This is a genomic window from Baekduia sp. Peel2402 (assembly GCF_052567285.1).
Window position 1 is genome coordinate 4083473 of record NZ_CP199582.1, and the last position, 14683, is coordinate 4098155.

16 protein-coding genes are annotated in these 14683 nt (G+C 72.9%); 9 read left to right on the plus strand and 7 right to left on the minus strand.

Features of this window, described 5'->3' with window-relative positions:
• Positions 1–14: 14 nt before the first annotated feature.
• Positions 15–707, plus strand: coding sequence for a GntR family transcriptional regulator (locus tag ACT01A_RS19925; protein WP_445148845.1), 693 nt, complete (start codon positions 15–17; stop codon positions 705–707).
• Positions 704–1294, plus strand: coding sequence for a 2-oxo acid dehydrogenase subunit E2 (locus ACT01A_RS19930; RefSeq protein ID WP_445148846.1), 591 nt, complete (start codon positions 704–706; stop codon positions 1292–1294). The genes ACT01A_RS19925 and ACT01A_RS19930 overlap by 4 nt, the downstream gene beginning before the upstream one ends.
• Positions 1295–1317: 23 nt before the next feature.
• On the opposite strand, the gene ACT01A_RS19935 is transcribed toward ACT01A_RS19930, so the two are convergent.
• Entirely contained in the window at positions 1318–2376 is a 1059-nt protein-coding gene (locus tag ACT01A_RS19935; RefSeq protein WP_445148847.1) for a GGDEF domain-containing protein, read from the minus strand.
• Positions 2377–2500: 124 nt separating this feature from the next.
• A complete protein-coding gene (locus ACT01A_RS19940) occupies positions 2501–3586 on the minus strand; it encodes a carboxylate-amine ligase (RefSeq protein ID WP_445148848.1) in 1086 nt (361 codons plus the stop codon).
• Between the two features lie 27 nt (positions 3587–3613).
• Between ACT01A_RS19940 and ACT01A_RS19945 the strand changes: the two genes are divergently transcribed.
• Together ACT01A_RS19945 and ACT01A_RS19950 are read left to right on the plus strand one after the other, a co-directional pair.
• Entirely contained in the window at positions 3614–4075 is a 462-nt protein-coding gene (locus ACT01A_RS19945; RefSeq protein WP_445148849.1) for a DUF4396 domain-containing protein, read from the plus strand.
• The gene (locus ACT01A_RS19950; RefSeq protein ID WP_445148850.1) at positions 4072–4938 is read left to right on the plus strand and encodes a hypothetical protein; all 867 of its coding nucleotides are present in this window, start codon (positions 4072–4074) and stop codon (positions 4936–4938) included. Before ACT01A_RS19945 ends, ACT01A_RS19950 begins: the two co-directional genes overlap by 4 nt.
• Here ACT01A_RS19950 and ACT01A_RS19955 read toward each other — a convergent pair.
• Positions 4883–5128 (minus strand): hypothetical protein, encoded by a 246-nt coding sequence (locus tag ACT01A_RS19955; protein ID WP_445148851.1) that lies wholly within the window; start codon positions 5126–5128, stop codon positions 4883–4885. The two genes, ACT01A_RS19950 and ACT01A_RS19955, sit on opposite strands and share 56 nt — an antisense overlap.
• Before the next feature lie 155 nt (positions 5129–5283).
• Between ACT01A_RS19955 and ACT01A_RS19960 the strand changes: the two genes are divergently transcribed.
• Entirely contained in the window at positions 5284–5406 is a 123-nt protein-coding gene (locus ACT01A_RS19960) for a hypothetical protein (RefSeq protein WP_445148852.1), read from the plus strand.
• Between the two features lie 84 nt (positions 5407–5490).
• Here ACT01A_RS19960 and ACT01A_RS19965 read toward each other — a convergent pair whose 3' ends face one another.
• Positions 5491–7086: an aldehyde dehydrogenase family protein gene (locus tag ACT01A_RS19965; protein WP_445148853.1), complete on the minus strand. Its 1596-nt coding sequence runs from the start codon at positions 7084–7086 to the stop codon at positions 5491–5493.
• A complete protein-coding gene (locus tag ACT01A_RS19970) occupies positions 7083–8441 on the minus strand; it encodes a proline dehydrogenase family protein (RefSeq protein ID WP_445148854.1) in 1359 nt (452 codons plus the stop codon). The genes ACT01A_RS19965 and ACT01A_RS19970 overlap by 4 nt, the downstream gene beginning before the upstream one ends.
• A 128-nt stretch (positions 8442–8569) precedes the next feature.
• Between ACT01A_RS19970 and ACT01A_RS19975 the strand changes: the two genes are divergently transcribed.
• Both ACT01A_RS19975 and lepB read left to right on the plus strand, forming a co-directional pair.
• Positions 8570–9727: a helix-turn-helix domain-containing protein gene (locus ACT01A_RS19975; RefSeq protein WP_445148855.1), complete on the plus strand. Its 1158-nt coding sequence runs from the start codon at positions 8570–8572 to the stop codon at positions 9725–9727.
• Between the two features lie 6 nt (positions 9728–9733).
• The gene (gene lepB / locus ACT01A_RS19980; RefSeq protein WP_445148856.1) at positions 9734–10369 is read left to right on the plus strand and encodes a signal peptidase I; all 636 of its coding nucleotides are present in this window, start codon (positions 9734–9736) and stop codon (positions 10367–10369) included.
• Here lepB and ACT01A_RS19985 read toward each other — a convergent pair.
• Positions 10333–11463 (minus strand): hypothetical protein, encoded by a 1131-nt coding sequence (locus ACT01A_RS19985; RefSeq protein ID WP_445148857.1) that lies wholly within the window; start codon positions 11461–11463, stop codon positions 10333–10335. The two genes, lepB and ACT01A_RS19985, sit on opposite strands and share 37 nt — an antisense overlap.
• A 394-nt stretch (positions 11464–11857) precedes the next feature.
• Between ACT01A_RS19985 and ACT01A_RS19990 the strand changes: the two genes are divergently transcribed.
• Positions 11858–12295, plus strand: a complete 438-nt coding sequence (locus tag ACT01A_RS19990; RefSeq protein ID WP_445148858.1) for a hypothetical protein — start codon at positions 11858–11860, stop codon at positions 12293–12295.
• Positions 12296–12336: 41 nt separating this feature from the next.
• Positions 12337–13806 carry a phospholipase D-like domain-containing protein gene (locus ACT01A_RS19995; protein ID WP_445148859.1) on the plus strand — a complete coding sequence of 490 codons (1470 nt, stop codon included), beginning with the start codon at positions 12337–12339 and terminating at the stop codon, positions 13804–13806.
• An 11-nt stretch (positions 13807–13817) separates the two neighbouring features.
• Here the strand turns inward: ACT01A_RS19995 and ACT01A_RS20000 are convergent, their stop codons facing one another.
• A complete protein-coding gene (locus ACT01A_RS20000; RefSeq protein WP_445148860.1) occupies positions 13818–14654 on the minus strand; it encodes an SGNH/GDSL hydrolase family protein in 837 nt (278 codons plus the stop codon).
• Between the last annotated feature and the right edge of the window lie 29 nt (positions 14655–14683).

Here is a 14683-nt window from a genome sequence, read left to right on the forward strand (position 1 = left end):
ATATACCTCCTGCCATGCGGATCGCCCTCGGCGAGCGCGCGTCGGGGGTCTCGGCGCGTGATCAGGTCTACCTCGCGTTGCGCGAGGCGATCGTTAGTGCCGAGCTGGCGCCGGGCCGGCGGTTGAGCGAGAACGAGCTGGCCGAGCGCTTGGGCGTCAGCCGGACGCCGGTGCGCGAGGCGCTCGTGCGGCTGCGCGACGAGCGGCTGGTCGCGATCGTGCCGCAGCTCGGGACGTTCGTCACGCTGATCTCGACTGAGGCCGTGGAGGACGCGGCGTTCGTGCGCGAGGCTCTTGAGTGCGCGGCGATCCGGCTGGCGACCGAGCGCGCGCGGGACGAGGACCTCGCCGAGCTGCAGGCCAACCTCGTCGCGCAGGACCGCGCGCAGGAGGCCGGCGACGCGGACGCGTTCGACCGTCTAGACGACGCGCTGCACCGGCGGCTATGCGAGCTGAGCGGGCGCGAGATCGCCTGGCAGCTCTCGCGGCGCGCGAACGGGCATCTGGATCGGGTGCGGCGGCTGTCGCTGCCCGAGCCGGGCTACCTCGGCGAGATGGTCGCCGAGCACCGCCAGGTCGTCGCCGCCGTCGCCGACCGCGACCCCGACCACGCCGAGGCGACGCTGCGCCACCACCTGCGGATGGTGCTCTCCAGCGTCCCGCACATCCGCGAGGTCCACCCCGACTACTTCGAGGAGAGCGAATGAGCGCTTCTGAGACGACCGGCGCTGTCGCGCCCTCCGGCGCTAAGGGCGCGCTGGAGCCGATCGAGCCGACCGCCGCGCAGCGCAGCCAGGCGCGCCGCGTCGCCGAGGCGAAGGCGACGATCCCCGACTTCGGCGTGTCGGTCGCCTTCGACCTGCGCGACGTCGACCTCGCCGCGGTCGTCGCCGCCGTCGGCCGCGCGCTGCGCGAGCACGCGTCGGTCAACGGCGCCTACGTCGACGCCAAGTTCCAGCACTACACCCGCGCGAACGTCGGCGTCGTCCTGGACGGCGCCGTGCCGGTCGTCGTCGACGCCGACGGCAAGGACGCCGACGCGATCGCCGGCGAGCTGGCCTCGGCGACCGAGCAGATCGCGGCGGGCACCCTGCCCGGCGCGGCGCAGAGCGGCTCGACGTTCACGGTCGCGCGTGTCATCGGCGTCACGTCCTGGACGCCGATCATCCAGCCTGGTCACGCTGCTGCCTTGGCGATCGCCGACGGCGCGCTCACGCTCTCCGCTGACGCCCGGATCGTCACGCCGCGCGAGGCGGCGGCGTTCCTGGCGCGCGTGGCGGCGCAGCTGCACTAGCCGCGCCAGCCGCCGCGCGGTCCCTACGCCGCGGCGCGGCGCGCGTCTTTGGCGGCGTACATGCGCTCGTCGGCCAGGCGCATCGCCTCGCGGGCGGTCGGTGCCTCGGTCGGCCAGAGCGCGAGACCGGCGGAGCCGCGGACCGGGTCGCGCGCGTTGCCGGTGCCGGCGACGGCCTCGCGGACGAGCGGCGCGACGTCGACGCCCGGGTCCGAGAGCACGCAGAACTCATCGCCGCCGAGTCGGTAGACCGTGCCGGCGTTGCCGACCGCGACGTCGACGCGGCGGCCGAAGGCGACCAGCAGCTCGTCGCCCGCGTCGTGGCCGAGCGTGTCGTTGAGCGTCTTGAAACCGTCGAGGTCACAGATCAGCACCTGGACGGGCGCGTCCTCGGTCACCGATCCGGCCAGCCGCGCGAGATCCTGCGACAGCCGGCGGCGGTTGTTCAGGCCGGTCAGCGGATCGCGGTCGGCGAGGTCTTGCAGCTGCTCGGCCTGGCGACGGCCGGCGGCGGCAAGTAGCCGATGGGCGTGCTGGAGGACGAACGCGATCAGGCCCATCGCGGCCAGGACGGCGATCGCGCCGCCGGCCATCGTCTCGCGGGCGATCAACCTCGCGCGGTTGCGCTCGCTGCGAGCGATCGCGTCGGCGGTCCGCGCCGTCCGGTTCGCGGCGGTGGTCAGCCGCTCGCCGTAGATCACCGGATCCGGGTTGGAGGCCGCGGTGCGCTGGATCGCGGCCAGTTGGCGGCGCAGGTCGTCGATGCGCGGGTCGGTGCCGAGCGTCGCCTCCAGCCGTGCCAGGCGCGCGCTCGACGTCGCCGCGGTCGAGGCGATCACTGGTCGCAGCGCCCGGCGCAGCTCGGACTCCCGGACCGTGTTGCCGAAGATCGTGATCTCGCGTACGGCGTCGCGCAGCTCGCTGGCGAACAGCGTCGCCTGCCCTTCTGCCCGGCGCGCGGTCTCCTCCCGCTGGTGCAGGACGCCGAGCACCGACAGCGCGAGCACGCCGATGGCCAGGCCGAGCAGGAGCCACGGCCAGCGCTTGGGGAGAGCGGGGAGATCGGGGGCGACGGGGGACATAGCGCCTGGGAATCCATCGACCGTCGCACCCGTGCGCTTGACGGTGAGATGGATCACGCAAGTTCCACTTGTGGCGCAGGAGCGTTGAGCGGACAACGAACTGGCGCGAAAGCGCTCGTCGGCGCTAGGTGTCGCGCGTCCGGGCGACGCCGTCGCGCAGCATCGCGCCCAGGCCGCCGATCGCGTGCGCGGAGCGCTGCGCTCCGGCGCCGCCGCCGTGCTCGACCAGGCGCCGGGTGGCGTCGAGGGCGTCCTCACATCCGAGCTCCCGCGCGTGCGGCGCGACGGTCGCGAGCACGTCGGCGAGGATCAGCGCGACTGGGCGGTGGCTGCCGTCGCGGCCGGGCAGCTCGGCCGCGGTCCCGAAGCGTGCGGCGCGGAAGGCAGCCTCATCGAGCAGTTCGGGCGCGGGGTCGGGCTCGTCGGGTGCAGTCGCCGCGTGGCGGGCCAGGCAGTGCGTGAGCGCGACGAGCGCGGCGAGGTCCTCGAGCGAGGTCTGGGCGTCGAGCGCCCGGATCTCGACCGTGCCCAGGCGCGGGTGCGGGCGCAGCTTCCACCAGAACCAGGTGTAGTCCTCGACGTCGGCGGCTCGACAGAGCAGCTCGCTCGACGCGCAGAAGTCCTCGAAGTCGCGCATCGCGCGCGGGACGCCCGACCGCGGCCAGCCGCGCATCGTGACCTCGCGCGCGGAGGCCAGGCCGGTGTCGCGGCCGTAGCGAAACGGGGAGTTCGCGCCCAGCGCCTGGAGGAGCGGCAGGTGGCGTCGGAGCGCGTTGAAGCACTTGATCGCGGTCTCCGGATCCGGCATCCCAACATGGACATGAAGGCCGCCGGTGGGGTCGGCGACCGCGTCGCCGAGCAAGTGGCGGATGTGGGCGTAACGGTCCTTGTCGGTGATCTCGATCGCGCCGGGCAGCGCCGCCGGGTGCATGCCGGCGCCGAGGATCCCGGCGCCGGTCGCGACGACCGCGGCGCGCAGGCGGCGTAGCGCGTCCGCGGCCTCGTCGGCGGTCGAGCAGACGTCGGTAATCAGCTCGACTTGGCAGGCGTGCAGCTCACGCTCGACGGTGCCGTCGACCGGCCCGACGCGCTCCAGGACGGCCAGCGAGGCGTCGATCTGCGCGCCGGTCGCGGGATCGACGAGGAACAGCTCCTCCTCGACGCCCAGGGAGAACGGGGTGGAGGACCCGAAGGCGTGGGTGCGGTCCATGCGACACGGGACGTACCCTGCTGGCGCGTGCACAACCAGGACCAGACGCTGAATCGCACCGCCATCTCGGCCACCCTGCACTGCCTGACCGGCTGCGCATTGGGCGAGGTCCTGGGGTTGGTCATCGCAACGGCTTTTGGACTGGGCGACGGCGTCTCGATCGCGTTGTCGATCGGCTTGGCGTTCGTGTTCGGCTACGGGTTGACGATGCTGCCGCTGCTGCGCTCAGGGATGGGGCTGAGGGCCGCGCTGCCGCTGGCCTTCGCGTCAGACACGTTGAGCATCGCGACGATGGAGCTGCTCGACACGCTGACGATCGTCATCTGGCCGGGCGCGATGGGCGCGGGCCTGGGCGACCTGCTGTTCTGGGGTCCGCTGGCCATCGCGTTGTTCATCGCCTTCTGGGCGGCGTTCCCGGTCAACCGCTGGCTGATCGCGCAGGGCAAGGGCCACGCCGTGGTGATGGAGCATCACCACCATCACGCATGAACCCCTCGCCCGCGGCGCTCGCCAATGCCAATAACAACGCGAAGTCGACGGGCGCGCGTCGTCGCCGCTGGCGCGAGGTGCGCGCCGAGGCCTGGGCGTTGCTCGACAGCGTCGTGGCCGACGGGGCTCGCGTGGCGGTCGTCGGTGCGGGCAACGGCGACGACCTCCCGCTAGGCCGCCTCGCGCGTCGCGCGAGCCAGGTGGACCTGATCGACCTCGACGCCACCGCGGCGACCGCCGCTCGCGCCCGGGTGCGCGGCATCGCTCGCCGCCGCGTGCGCGTTCTGGAGGGCGATGCGACCGCCGGCGAAGCGGACGCGGTGATCGCTGCGGCACGGCGCGGGGCGGAGGCTTCGTCCGGCGCGGCCGCTGCGCCCCACGCGGCCGCTTCGCTCGGCGACGGGCCCTACGACGTCGTCGTCCTGGATCTCGTGCTGACGCAGCTGCTCTACCCGGCGCTCAAGGGGACGATGGGCGGCAAGGCGATCGACGCGGTGTTGTTGCGGCACGGGCAGCGGGTGACGGATGCGGTGGTGGCGCGGGCGTGGGCGGCGACGCGGGAGGGCGGCGCGGTCGTCGTGCTGCACGACCTGCTCGGATGGTGGGAGGGGCACGAGCAGCCGTTCTCGATCGAGCGGCTGCTCGGACTGGCGCCGCAGGAGGCGCTGGCGCTCGCGCAGCAGGGCTCGTTGCCGTACGGGTGCGATCCGTGGGTGGCCACGCGGCGGGCGGGCGCGGAGGTCGCGATGACACGCACGTGGCGCTGGCCGTTCGCGTCGGGCGCGGACTACGCGGTGTTCGGGTTGGTCACGCGGCGTCGTCCGGCAGGGGCGGCGGCGGTGACGGAGCCGACGGCGAGCTAGCGGGCGAGTCGTCGCGGTTGCGGCCGAGGAGCTCGTCGACACCGGGCTGGGCGGCGATGACGTCCTCGGCGGGTTCGGCCGACTTGACGATCTCCTCGGGCGAGGGCGCTGCGGCGAGGATGTCGTCGGTCGCCTCAGGCTTGATCTCGGGGAGCTTGGGCGCCGGTGGGACGGGGTTGTCGGAGGGCATGCCGCCGGTCTACCCGGAGGCTGCCGTACATCCACGGGCGGTCGCCCGCGGGGTGACGCGTCGGCGACCGTACGGGCACGGTGGGGCAGCCCGCACACGGCGTTGACGAGGGAGCACGGTGGGCGGGCAACCCGCGCGCTGGGAGGCTTGCCTTCATGGTCGTCTCGCTCCTCCCCAAGCCGCAGCACCAGCCCATCGCCGGCGACCATCAGTTCGCCCTCCCGACCGTCCGCCCCCTCCCGCGCCCGCCGCTCGTGCAGGCGCCCAACGTCTGGTGATCCCCTGATGCTCCTCCTGCTTCCCCACCCCGCGGCGGCCATCGCCGCCGACCAGACGCCCCGCCCGGGACGTCGTCGTCCGCGCTAGACCACGAGGCCGTGGCGCACGGTGTTCTCGGTGACCGCGCGGGCCTCGACGAACTGCAACAGGTAGTCGGGGCCCCCGGCCTTCGGGCCCGTCCCCGACAGGCGGCCGCCGCCGAACGGCTGGCGGCCGACCATCGCCCCGGTGATCTCCCGGTTGACGTACAGGTTGCCAACGGGCGTGCGCGCCGCGACCTCCTCGACCGTCTTCGGCGAGCGCGAGAACAGGCCGCCGGTCAGCGCGAAGCGCGCCGCGTCGACCTTGTCGCAGGCCTCGTCGATCGATGCCACCGTCTGCATCGCGAGCACCGGGCCGAAGATCTCGTCCTGGATCACCGGGTGGTCGTCCGGCAACCCCACCAACAACGCCGGCGCGACGTAGAAGCCGTCGCCGGCCGGCAGCGCGTCGGTCGCCGCCGCCACACGTGTGGCGGCCGACGCTCCCAGGCCCGTGTAGCGCCGCACGCGCATCTGCGCCGCCGCGTCGATCACGGCCGGGACGTCGGTGGCGAAGTCCTCCGCCGGGCCGACCTGCAACGTCCGCACCGCCCCGACCAGCCGCTCGGCCAGGGCGTCGGCGACCTGCTGGTGCACGAGCACCCGCGACGCCGCGCTGCACTTCTGGCCCGCAAAGCCGAAGGCCGAGGACAGCAGCGCCGGGACGACGTCATCCAGATCAGCGTCCGCGTCGACGATGATCACGTTCTTGCCGCCCATCTCGGCGACGACCTTCTTGATGTGGAACTGACCGTCCTCCACGTGCGCCGCGGACTCGAGGATCGACAGCCCTGCCGCGCACGAGCCGGTGAAGACGATCGTGTGAATGCGCGGGTCGGCGACCAGCGCCTTGCCCGGCTCGTCGCCGCCCGGCAGCAGCGACAGCGCGCCGTGCGGCACGCCGGCGGCGTGCAGCGCGTCCACGACCGCCTTCGCGCACGCCGGCGCCTGCTCGGCGGGCTTGACGACGACCGCGTTGCCGGTCGCCAGCGCCGCGCTGGCCATTCCGCAGAGGATCGCCAGCGGGAAGTTCCACGGTGCGATGACGCCGGTTACGCCCCGCGGTACGTACTTCATGGTGTTGCGCTCGCCCGGTAGCTGAATCAGCGCCCGGCCGCGACCCAACGCCTCGGCCCCCGCGGCGTAGTACTCCAAGAAGTCGATCGCCTCGCAGACGTCGCCGTCGGCCTCCGGCCATGGCTTGCCGCACTCGCGCACGGCCAGCGCCGCCAGCTCTAGCCGGCGACCGCGCAGCAGCTCGGCCGCGCGACGCAACACGGCTGCGCGCTCGTCGGCGCTCGTGGCGCCCCAGGCGCGCTGCGCCTCGACCGCCTGGCCGACCGCCGCGTCCACATGCGCAGCGGTCGCGGCGTGCGCGCGAGCCACGACGCGCTCGGGCGCCGACGGGTCCACCGAGGCGAACGCGTCGCCACGGACCAGCTCCTCGCCGATCGACATCGGGACCTCGATCGGCAGCGTCGCGTCCAGCCGGGCCAGCGCCTCCAGCGCCGACGTGCGCACCTCGGCGCGCCGCAGCTCCAGGACGGGCTCGTTGCGGAAGGACGGCGTGGTCGCGGACGTCGTCTCTGCGGCGCTCATGGCTTCTCCAACAGGGTCGTGAGGTCGACGCCCTCGGCTTGGGCGCGCAAGAACGAGTCGTTGCTGGTGTTCTCCAGCAGGCGGCGGACGAGGTAAGCCATGCCGGCCACGAGGTCGCCGATCGGGCAGTAGGCGCGCACGCGGCGGCCCGCGGCCAGCAGCGCGGCCTGCGTCTCATCGCCCAGCCCGCGCAGGACCTGGAGCTCGACATCCAACCCGCGCGCGTCCGCGTAAGCGGCGGCGTGCGCGATCGACCGGAGGTTGTGCGACGCGATCGCCGCGCGCACCACGCCGCCGGGCTGCGCGTCGATCAGGCGGCGCGTCAGCTCCTCGAAGTTGCGGTCACACGCGCGGCGGTCTTGGAAGACCGGCGGCTCCCAGCCGTGTTGAATCGCCTCGACGGTCTCGTGGTCCCAGTAGGCGCCCTTGACCAACCTGATGGTGAACGGGTAGGCACGCCGGTGCGTGCGCGCCCAGTCCAGCAGCCGGTCGAGGTGCTGGGGCGACTCGGTCAGGTAGGCCTGCAGGACGATCCCGGCGGATGGGCCGGAGGCGAACTCCTCTTCGCTCAACAGCTTCAGCGTGAGCTCGGTGATCGCCTCGCGCGTGTCGAAGGACTCCATGTCGACGTGCAAGTGCGCGCCGGTGTCGCGGGCCACGCGCAACAGGCGCCGCAGCCGAGGCTCGGCGCCCGCGATGCCGCGCTCCGGCGCCGTCGGGCGCAACAGCGGCGTTAGCGCCGACACCTTCACCGACAGGTTGACCCGGGGCAACGGCCCGAGTCCGTCACGCTCCAGGAGCTCGCGTGACGGCCATCCCTTCGAAGCCTCGTGCAGCGTCAGCAGCGTCTCCTCGCAGCGCGCCGCGTAGGACTCGGCCTCATCCTCGGTGACCGTCGCTTCCCCGAGCAGGTCGATCGTCGTCGCGACGCCTTCTCGCCACAGCTTCTCGACCGCCGGCAGCGCCGCGCGCGCGTCGGACCCGATGATGAACCGCTGCGCCATCTGCCCGACGCCGAGCGCCGCCGCCTTGGCGGTGGCGCGACGGGTCAGCGCGCCGTCGGCCAGCGCGGCGCCGCGCCGGGCCAGCGGTGAGTCGTCGGCCTCGGCCAGCAGCTCGCCGAGGTGCCGCGCGACCTCGCCCGGATCGGCGCACGCCGGGCGCACGTCGACGAAGCGGAAGACCGCGGCGCGCAGCTCGGGGTCGGCGACCATCGCGCCCATCACGCGGCGCTCGACCGCGGCGCGCGGCGTCTTGCGCGCGGTGGGCATCTGCGCGACCAACTCGCGCCCGATCCTCTCCACCCGCGGTTCGAGGTCCGGGGCGGCCTCGGCGGCGTCGGTGTCCATCAACATGGGTTGGATGTTCCCCGCGGACCGGTAACGCAACAGCACGCGATCGTCACGGAACTGTGCAGGAACACGCGACATTTGTCGCAGCACGTAGGGTTTGCCCCGGGCGGCGTGCATAGTCGCCCTCATGCATGGCCGCCGACCTTCAGGACCTCGTGGACGATCTCGCCGACGCGCTCGGCCGCCCGGTCGCGCTCGAGGACCGGCGCTGGCGCCTCCTGGCCTTCAGCGCGCATACCGAGCTGGAGGACCGCGTTCGCCAGGCCTCGATCCTCGCGCGCGCCGCGCCGTCCGACGTCGTCGCGTGGCTGGACACGCTTGGGCTCGAGCAGGCGCCGGACGTCGTGGACACGCCCGAGAACTCGGCGATCGGAATGGGTCCGCGCACGTGCGCGCCGGTTCGTCACGCCGGCACCCTGCTCGGCTTTCTGTGGGTGATCCCCGGATCGGTCCCGCTGGACGACGGGCAGCGGGCGACGCTTGTGGCGACCGCCCGCGCGGCCGGCGCGACGCTGTGGGCCCAGCGCGCCGGTGGGGGCGAGGCCCACGCTCGCATCGCGGCGCTGCTTGGCGAGCTGCTCGACGACCCCGACGCCGCAGTGCGCGCACGTGCTGCCGGGGAGTTGGCGGTCCGTCAGGGCTGGTCGCTGTCGCGGCCGACGCCGTACACGGTGGCGCTCGCAGAGCTGGACGACGGCGAGGCCGCGACGCAGGTCGCCGAGCGCGCGCGCCGCCGGTGGCAGGCCGACGACCTCGTCTGGCGCGTGCGCGGGACGGTTGCGACGGTCATCGCACACGGCGGGTCGGCACCCCAGGCGCTGGCGCAGGCGCTGGTCGACGCGGGCGCGCCGCACGTGGTGGCGTCGGCGGGGTTTGCGGAGCTGGCGGCGGCGCGCGACGCGGGCGCGGGCGCGGCGGCCGGCCTGGTCGCTGTCCAGCACGTTCCGCGCCTGGGGCCGGCCGCGACCGTCGACGCGCTGGGCTCATGGGTCTTCGCGGCGCGGCTGTGGGACGCGTCGGGGCGGCCTGCGGTGGTGGCGCCGCTGCCGCCGCTGCTGCGCGCGCGGGCCGGCGGAGATCTGGCGGAGGCGCTGGAGGCGACGCTTGACGCGGGTGGTGACGTCGCCGCCGCGGCGCGCGCTCTGCACGTCCATCGCGCCACGCTCTACCGCCGTCTGGCACGCGCCGAGGAACTGACCGGCCTGCGGCTGAGCAGCGGCGATGACCGCCTTCGAGCCCATTTGGCATTGCGGATGTGGCGACTGGCGGGCTCGCCCGCCTTAGGATGAGAGACGATGCCGCCCGTTCTGAAAGCCGCCCGAGAGAACAAGCTCGTCGAGACGATCCTGTTCCTGGCCATCGCGGTGGTGCTGGCCGTGACGCTTCAGACCTTCGCGGTCAAGCCCTACAAGATCCCGAGCGGGTCGATGGAGCCGACGCTCCACGTCGGCGACCGCGTGCTCGTCAATCGCTTCGCGCACCGCATCCTCGGCCACGAGCCGAAGGTCGGCGACATCGTGGTCTTCAACCCGCCGGTCGGCGCGGATCCGAGCAGCCCGATCTGCGGCGAGTCTGGGCAAGGTGTAGGCAGTGGAGCACCGTGCTCGAAGCCGACGCCGGAGAAGTCCAAGCAGTCGTTCATCAAGCGCGTGGTCGCGGTCGGTGGCGACACGGTCGCGGTGCGCGGCGGCGCGGTCTACCGCAACGGCAAGAAGGCAGACGAGCCGTTCGCGGCCGCCTGCGACCCGGGCTCCGGCGCCTGCGACTTCCCCAACACGATCACGATCCCCAAGGGCTACGTGTTCATGATGGGCGACAACCGCGGCAACTCGGACGACTCGCGGTTCTGGGGTCCGATCCCCAACGACTGGGTGATCGGCGGCGCGTTTGCGACCTACTGGCCGCCGTCGCGCATCGGCGGCGCCGGGTAGGTCACCGCGCCCTTGGCGTGCAGGCGGCCGTAGCGGTGGCGTGAGCGCGGACCGTAGCCGGGCCAGACGTACCAGCGGTAGCGGCCGGCGGTCAGCTTGTAGGTCTTGCCGGCCAGGCGCCAGCTGGCGCGCAGCGTGTAATGCGGACGCGTGGGCCACGCGGTGAGGAGCTTGCGGCCGTTGCGGTAGAGCTGGAAGTTGTAGTACTTCGCTCCGTGCTGGGTGCGCCAGCGGAGCGTGGGGAGGGCGGTCTTGGTGGCAGAGCCGCTGGCATTCGCGGCGGTGGTTGCAGGCGGGGCGGTCGCGGTGACCGTCGCGGTGGTGGCGTTCCCCGCCGCGTCGGTGAGCGTGATCGTGTAGGTGTTGGTCGCGCCCGGGGCGAGCGGTGCGTCGGTGACCGTACGGACTGTGGCGGGGGCGCGGTCGAGCAGCGTGGCGTCGCCTGGGCGGCGGGTGACCGTGACGGTCTGGGCGTCGGGCGACGGCGTCGCCCAGGTGACCGTGGGGCGGCGGTCGGCCGCGAGCGTGGCGGTCACGTCAACGAGGATGGGCGCGGTCGTGTCGTAGGTGAGGGAGAAGGGCGCGGGCGCGGACGTGTTGCCGGCGCGGTCGCGGCAGGTGCCGGAGACGACGGCGGACGGCGCGTCGGGACCGGCGTAGGTGAGCGCGGTACAGGTGCCGAGGCCGGAGGTCGCGTCGGTGCCGGAGAACGCGATGGCGACGGGCGCCACGTAGAACGGCGGGTGGTCCGGGCCGCGCGCGGCGGCGCCTGCGACGGCGACCGGGGGCGTCTGGTCGATCTTGATGACCTTGGTCTGGGCGGTGATGCTTGCGTCGGCGTTGGACGCAGTGCACGTGCGGCGCACGCCGATCGTGTCATCGCGCAGCGTCTCGACCGTGGGGCAGTTGCTGTCGGTCGCGCCGCCGACCGACCACGCGATCGTGACCGGGCCGACGTACCAGCCGTCATCGCCGAGGGGGCCGGCCAAGGTGTAGTCGATGGTCGGGAGGGCGGCCGCGGCGGTGGTCGCCGTCGTCGACAGGAGGGCGAGCGCGAGCAGTGCCGTGACGATGGCGGCGGCGCGGCGGTTCACGTGGTCCTCCGCGCGCGGAGGGCGCGCGCCTGCGCCTTCGGTGTCGCGCGCCGCGGTCGTCCTGTTCGCCGAACGCGTCCCTACGGCTGTTCGCGTTGCGACGCTCATCGATCACACCGACTTCTGGACCTTGGCCGTCGGCCGTGCGGCGGCCGGGTCCGGCGCGGGTGTCGAAGGGCCGGGTCCTGAGCGGGAGATTGCGCAAACGCCGGAGCCGGGATCTTCACCAGCACCAGGACGGCCACTGCGGTGGCGCGTCGTCGGCGGTGGTTCACGTCTGGAGGACCGTACGCCCGAGGCGGGCGCCACGTCAAACGAGTCGGGGTCGAGCTGGCTCAGACGGCGTCGTCAGCAGCGGGCGCCACGGCGAGGCCTGCGGAGCGTTCTGGAGTGATTGTCCCGTTTGGTGTGGCCCTCCGGCGGCGGCGCCAAGGTCACGCACGCCGGGTGGCCCGCGGTCACCGGCATCCTCTGGAAGGTCCTCGACAGCCGCGACCACGACAAGATCGGCGGCGACGCCAACGACGAGCTGCTCGGCCACCACGGCAGCGACCGCATCGAGGGCGGCGAAGGCAAGGACATCATCTGGGGCGACTGGGACCCCGCCAATAACAACGGCCGGCAGCGCGACGTCCTGATCGGCGGCCCGGGCGACGACTACATCTACCCCAGCCACGGTGCGACGAAGGTCGTCGCCGGATCCGGCCAGGACTTCATCTGGGCCTACTACGGCCACGGCACGATCGACTGCGGTCCCGGGAACGACACCGCGCGCGTACGCATGAACGGCGCGTTCACGCTGAAGCGTTGCGAGAAGGTCCTGCACTGGTAGCGAGGTGAACTCGCGCCGCCTGGTGGGCACACCAGGTAGCGATGGCTCCCACCCCCGACGCGCTCCTTGGCGCCGCCATCGAGGCGACCGTCCAACGCCACCACCGTCGCCGCCTGCGCCGGCTCGGCCACGGCGGCGTGCTCGATCCACCGCCGCGCGCCGACGACACGCTCTTCGCCACCGGCGATCCGCCGCCGCGCGACGGCTGCCGCCTCGAGGTCCTGATCGACGGCGCGCAGGCGCTGCCCCGGATCGCCGAGGCCATCCAAAACGCCCGCTCGCACGTCCACCTCACCGGCTGGCACCTGGCCTCGCACTTCGAGGTCGTCCGCGGCGGTGACGACCCGCCGTTGGCGATCGGCCCGCTGCTGGCGCACACCGCCGAGCGTGGCGTCGACGTGCGCGTGATGGTCTGGGCCGGGTCGCCGGTCCCGCTCTTTCACCCGACGCGCAAGGAGGTCGCCGCCGAGGTCGAGAAGCTCACCCGCGACACCAAGATCCAGGCCTACCAGGATCCGCGCGAGCACCCGGTCCACTGTCACCACGAGAAGACGATCGTCGTCGACGACGAGGTCGCGTTCGTCAACGGCATCGACATGACCGACCAGGCCGGCGACCGCTTTGACACCTCCGACCACGATGCGCGCCGCAAGCTCGGCTGGCACGACGTCGGCACCCGGATCGAGGGCCCGGCGGTCGCCGACGTCGCCGCGCACTTCGCGATGCGCTGGCGCGAGGTCGCGGGGGAGACGCTCCCGCCGGCGCTCGTGCCCCAGCCGCTCGACGGTGCGGGCACGAGCACCGTCCAGGTCGTCCGCACCGTCGCCGAGGACATGTACGACGCGGTCCCCAAGGGCGACTTCCGGATCCTGGAGGCCTACGTCCGCGCGTTGCGGGCCGCCAAGAACATCATCTACCTCGAGAACCAGTTCCTGTGGTCGCCGGAGATCACCTCGATCTTGGTGGACAAGCTGAAGGACCCGCCGAGCGATGACTTCCGCCTCGTCATCCTGCTGCCCGCGCGGGCGAACAACGGCCAGGACGACACCCGCGGCCAGCTTGCGGTCCTCGCCGACGCCGACGACCACGGCAACTCGCACTTCCTGGCCGCCACGATCCGCTCGCGCACGGGCGCCCGCGCCGACCCGCTGTACGTCCACGCGAAGGTCGGGATCGTCGACGACCGCTGGCTGACGATCGGCTCGGCCAACCTCAACGCCCACTCCTTGCTCAACGACACCGAGATGAACGTCGTGACCGACGACGCCGCGTTGGCCCAGGCCACGCGCGAGCGCTTGTGGGCCGAGCACCTGGAGGTCGAGCCGTCAGAGATCGCCGGCCGCTCGCCGCGCGCGGTCGTCGACGAGCTCTGGCGCCCGATCGCGATGGAACAGCTGCGCCGCCGCGAGCAGGACGAGCCGCCGACGCATCGCCTAATCGCCCTTCCGGGCGTGTCGAAGCGGTCGCGCCGGCTGCTCGGCCCGCTCACCGGGCTGGCGGACGATGGATAAGCGGCGGCGCCTTAGCTGGCTGCCGCCACTACCGTCGGCGTGATCCCGGCCATCCCGCGCGCGTTGGGGTGGAACGGCGCTGCCGTGTTCCCCGGGATCAGCGGCTCGACCCACCGCACCGACGACGACTTGCAGGAGTCGTGGCCGATCGAGGCGGTGTAGGTGTCGACGTAGCGCGCGCCGTTGGCCGCGGCGACGTTGGCCAACATGGTGTTCAACCGCTTTTGCGTCGCGCGCAGGTACGGGACGTCCGCCCACGCCAAAGGCACCTGCGGCCAGCAGCCGGAGCCCGTCTCGGGCAGGATCGGCTCGTAAGCGATCACCAGCACGCGGGCGCTCGGCGCGCGCGTGTGGATGCCCTGGATGACCGCGGCGACCTTCGGCGCGGTCGCGTTGATCCGCGCGGCGAGCTGATCAACGCCGCCGGAGTTGTACTTGTCCTGGCACGGCTTGCCGAACGGCGTCGGCGACGCGCAGTTCTCGATGATCGACGTGAAGCCGATGTCGTTGCCGCCGATCGAGAGCGTCACGGTCTGGGTCGACACGCTGAGCGCGTTGAGCTGCGGCGGGTTCGCCGGCCCCGGGGTGACGTTCTGGGACGCGGCCATGTCCTCGGTCGTCGCGCCGCTGCACGACACGTCGCTGAGCGACTTGCCCAGTTGCGCCGCGGAGAGGTGCGCGTAGTTCTTGTCAGACCGCAGGCACCCGAGCGGGTTGAGCGACTGGTTGGGGATCAGCGGGCCGGCGGCGTACGAGTCGCCGAGGCCGACGAACTGCGCGGCGGACGCCGCGGTCGCGCCGGCGGTGAGCAGAGCCGTCGCGGCAAAGAGCGCGACGGCGGTCCGCATGCGAGGGACAGCACGCATCGGATCAAGTC

What these genes read in the sequence shown, in the direction of transcription:
- ACT01A_RS19925 (WP_445148845.1), top strand. Translation starts at nt 15, where the DNA reads ATGCGGATCGCCCTCGGCGAGCGCGCGTCGGGGGTCTCGGCGCGTGAT.
- ACT01A_RS19930 (WP_445148846.1), top strand. Translation starts at nt 704, where the DNA reads ATGAGCGCTTCTGAGACGACCGGCGCTGTCGCGCCCTCCGGCGCTAAG.
- ACT01A_RS19935 (WP_445148847.1), bottom strand. Translation starts at nt 2,376, where the DNA reads ATGTCCCCCGTCGCCCCCGATCTCCCCGCTCTCCCCAAGCGCTGGCCG.
- ACT01A_RS19940 (WP_445148848.1), bottom strand. Translation starts at nt 3,586, where the DNA reads ATGGACCGCACCCACGCCTTCGGGTCCTCCACCCCGTTCTCCCTGGGC.
- ACT01A_RS19950 (WP_445148850.1), top strand. Translation starts at nt 4,072, where the DNA reads ATGAACCCCTCGCCCGCGGCGCTCGCCAATGCCAATAACAACGCGAAG.
- ACT01A_RS19955 (WP_445148851.1), bottom strand. Translation starts at nt 5,128, where the DNA reads ATGCCCTCCGACAACCCCGTCCCACCGGCGCCCAAGCTCCCCGAGATC.
- ACT01A_RS19960 (WP_445148852.1), top strand. Translation starts at nt 5,284, where the DNA reads ATGGTCGTCTCGCTCCTCCCCAAGCCGCAGCACCAGCCCATCGCCGGC.
- ACT01A_RS19965 (WP_445148853.1), bottom strand. Translation starts at nt 7,086, where the DNA reads ATGAGCGCCGCAGAGACGACGTCCGCGACCACGCCGTCCTTCCGCAAC.
- ACT01A_RS19970 (WP_445148854.1), bottom strand. Translation starts at nt 8,441, where the DNA reads ATGTTGATGGACACCGACGCCGCCGAGGCCGCCCCGGACCTCGAACCG.
- ACT01A_RS19975 (WP_445148855.1), top strand. Translation starts at nt 8,570, where the DNA reads ATGGCCGCCGACCTTCAGGACCTCGTGGACGATCTCGCCGACGCGCTC.
- lepB (WP_445148856.1), top strand. Translation starts at nt 9,734, where the DNA reads ATGCCGCCCGTTCTGAAAGCCGCCCGAGAGAACAAGCTCGTCGAGACG.
- ACT01A_RS19995 (WP_445148859.1), top strand. Translation starts at nt 12,337, where the DNA reads ATGGCTCCCACCCCCGACGCGCTCCTTGGCGCCGCCATCGAGGCGACC.
- ACT01A_RS20000 (WP_445148860.1), bottom strand. Translation starts at nt 14,654, where the DNA reads ATGCGGACCGCCGTCGCGCTCTTTGCCGCGACGGCTCTGCTCACCGCC.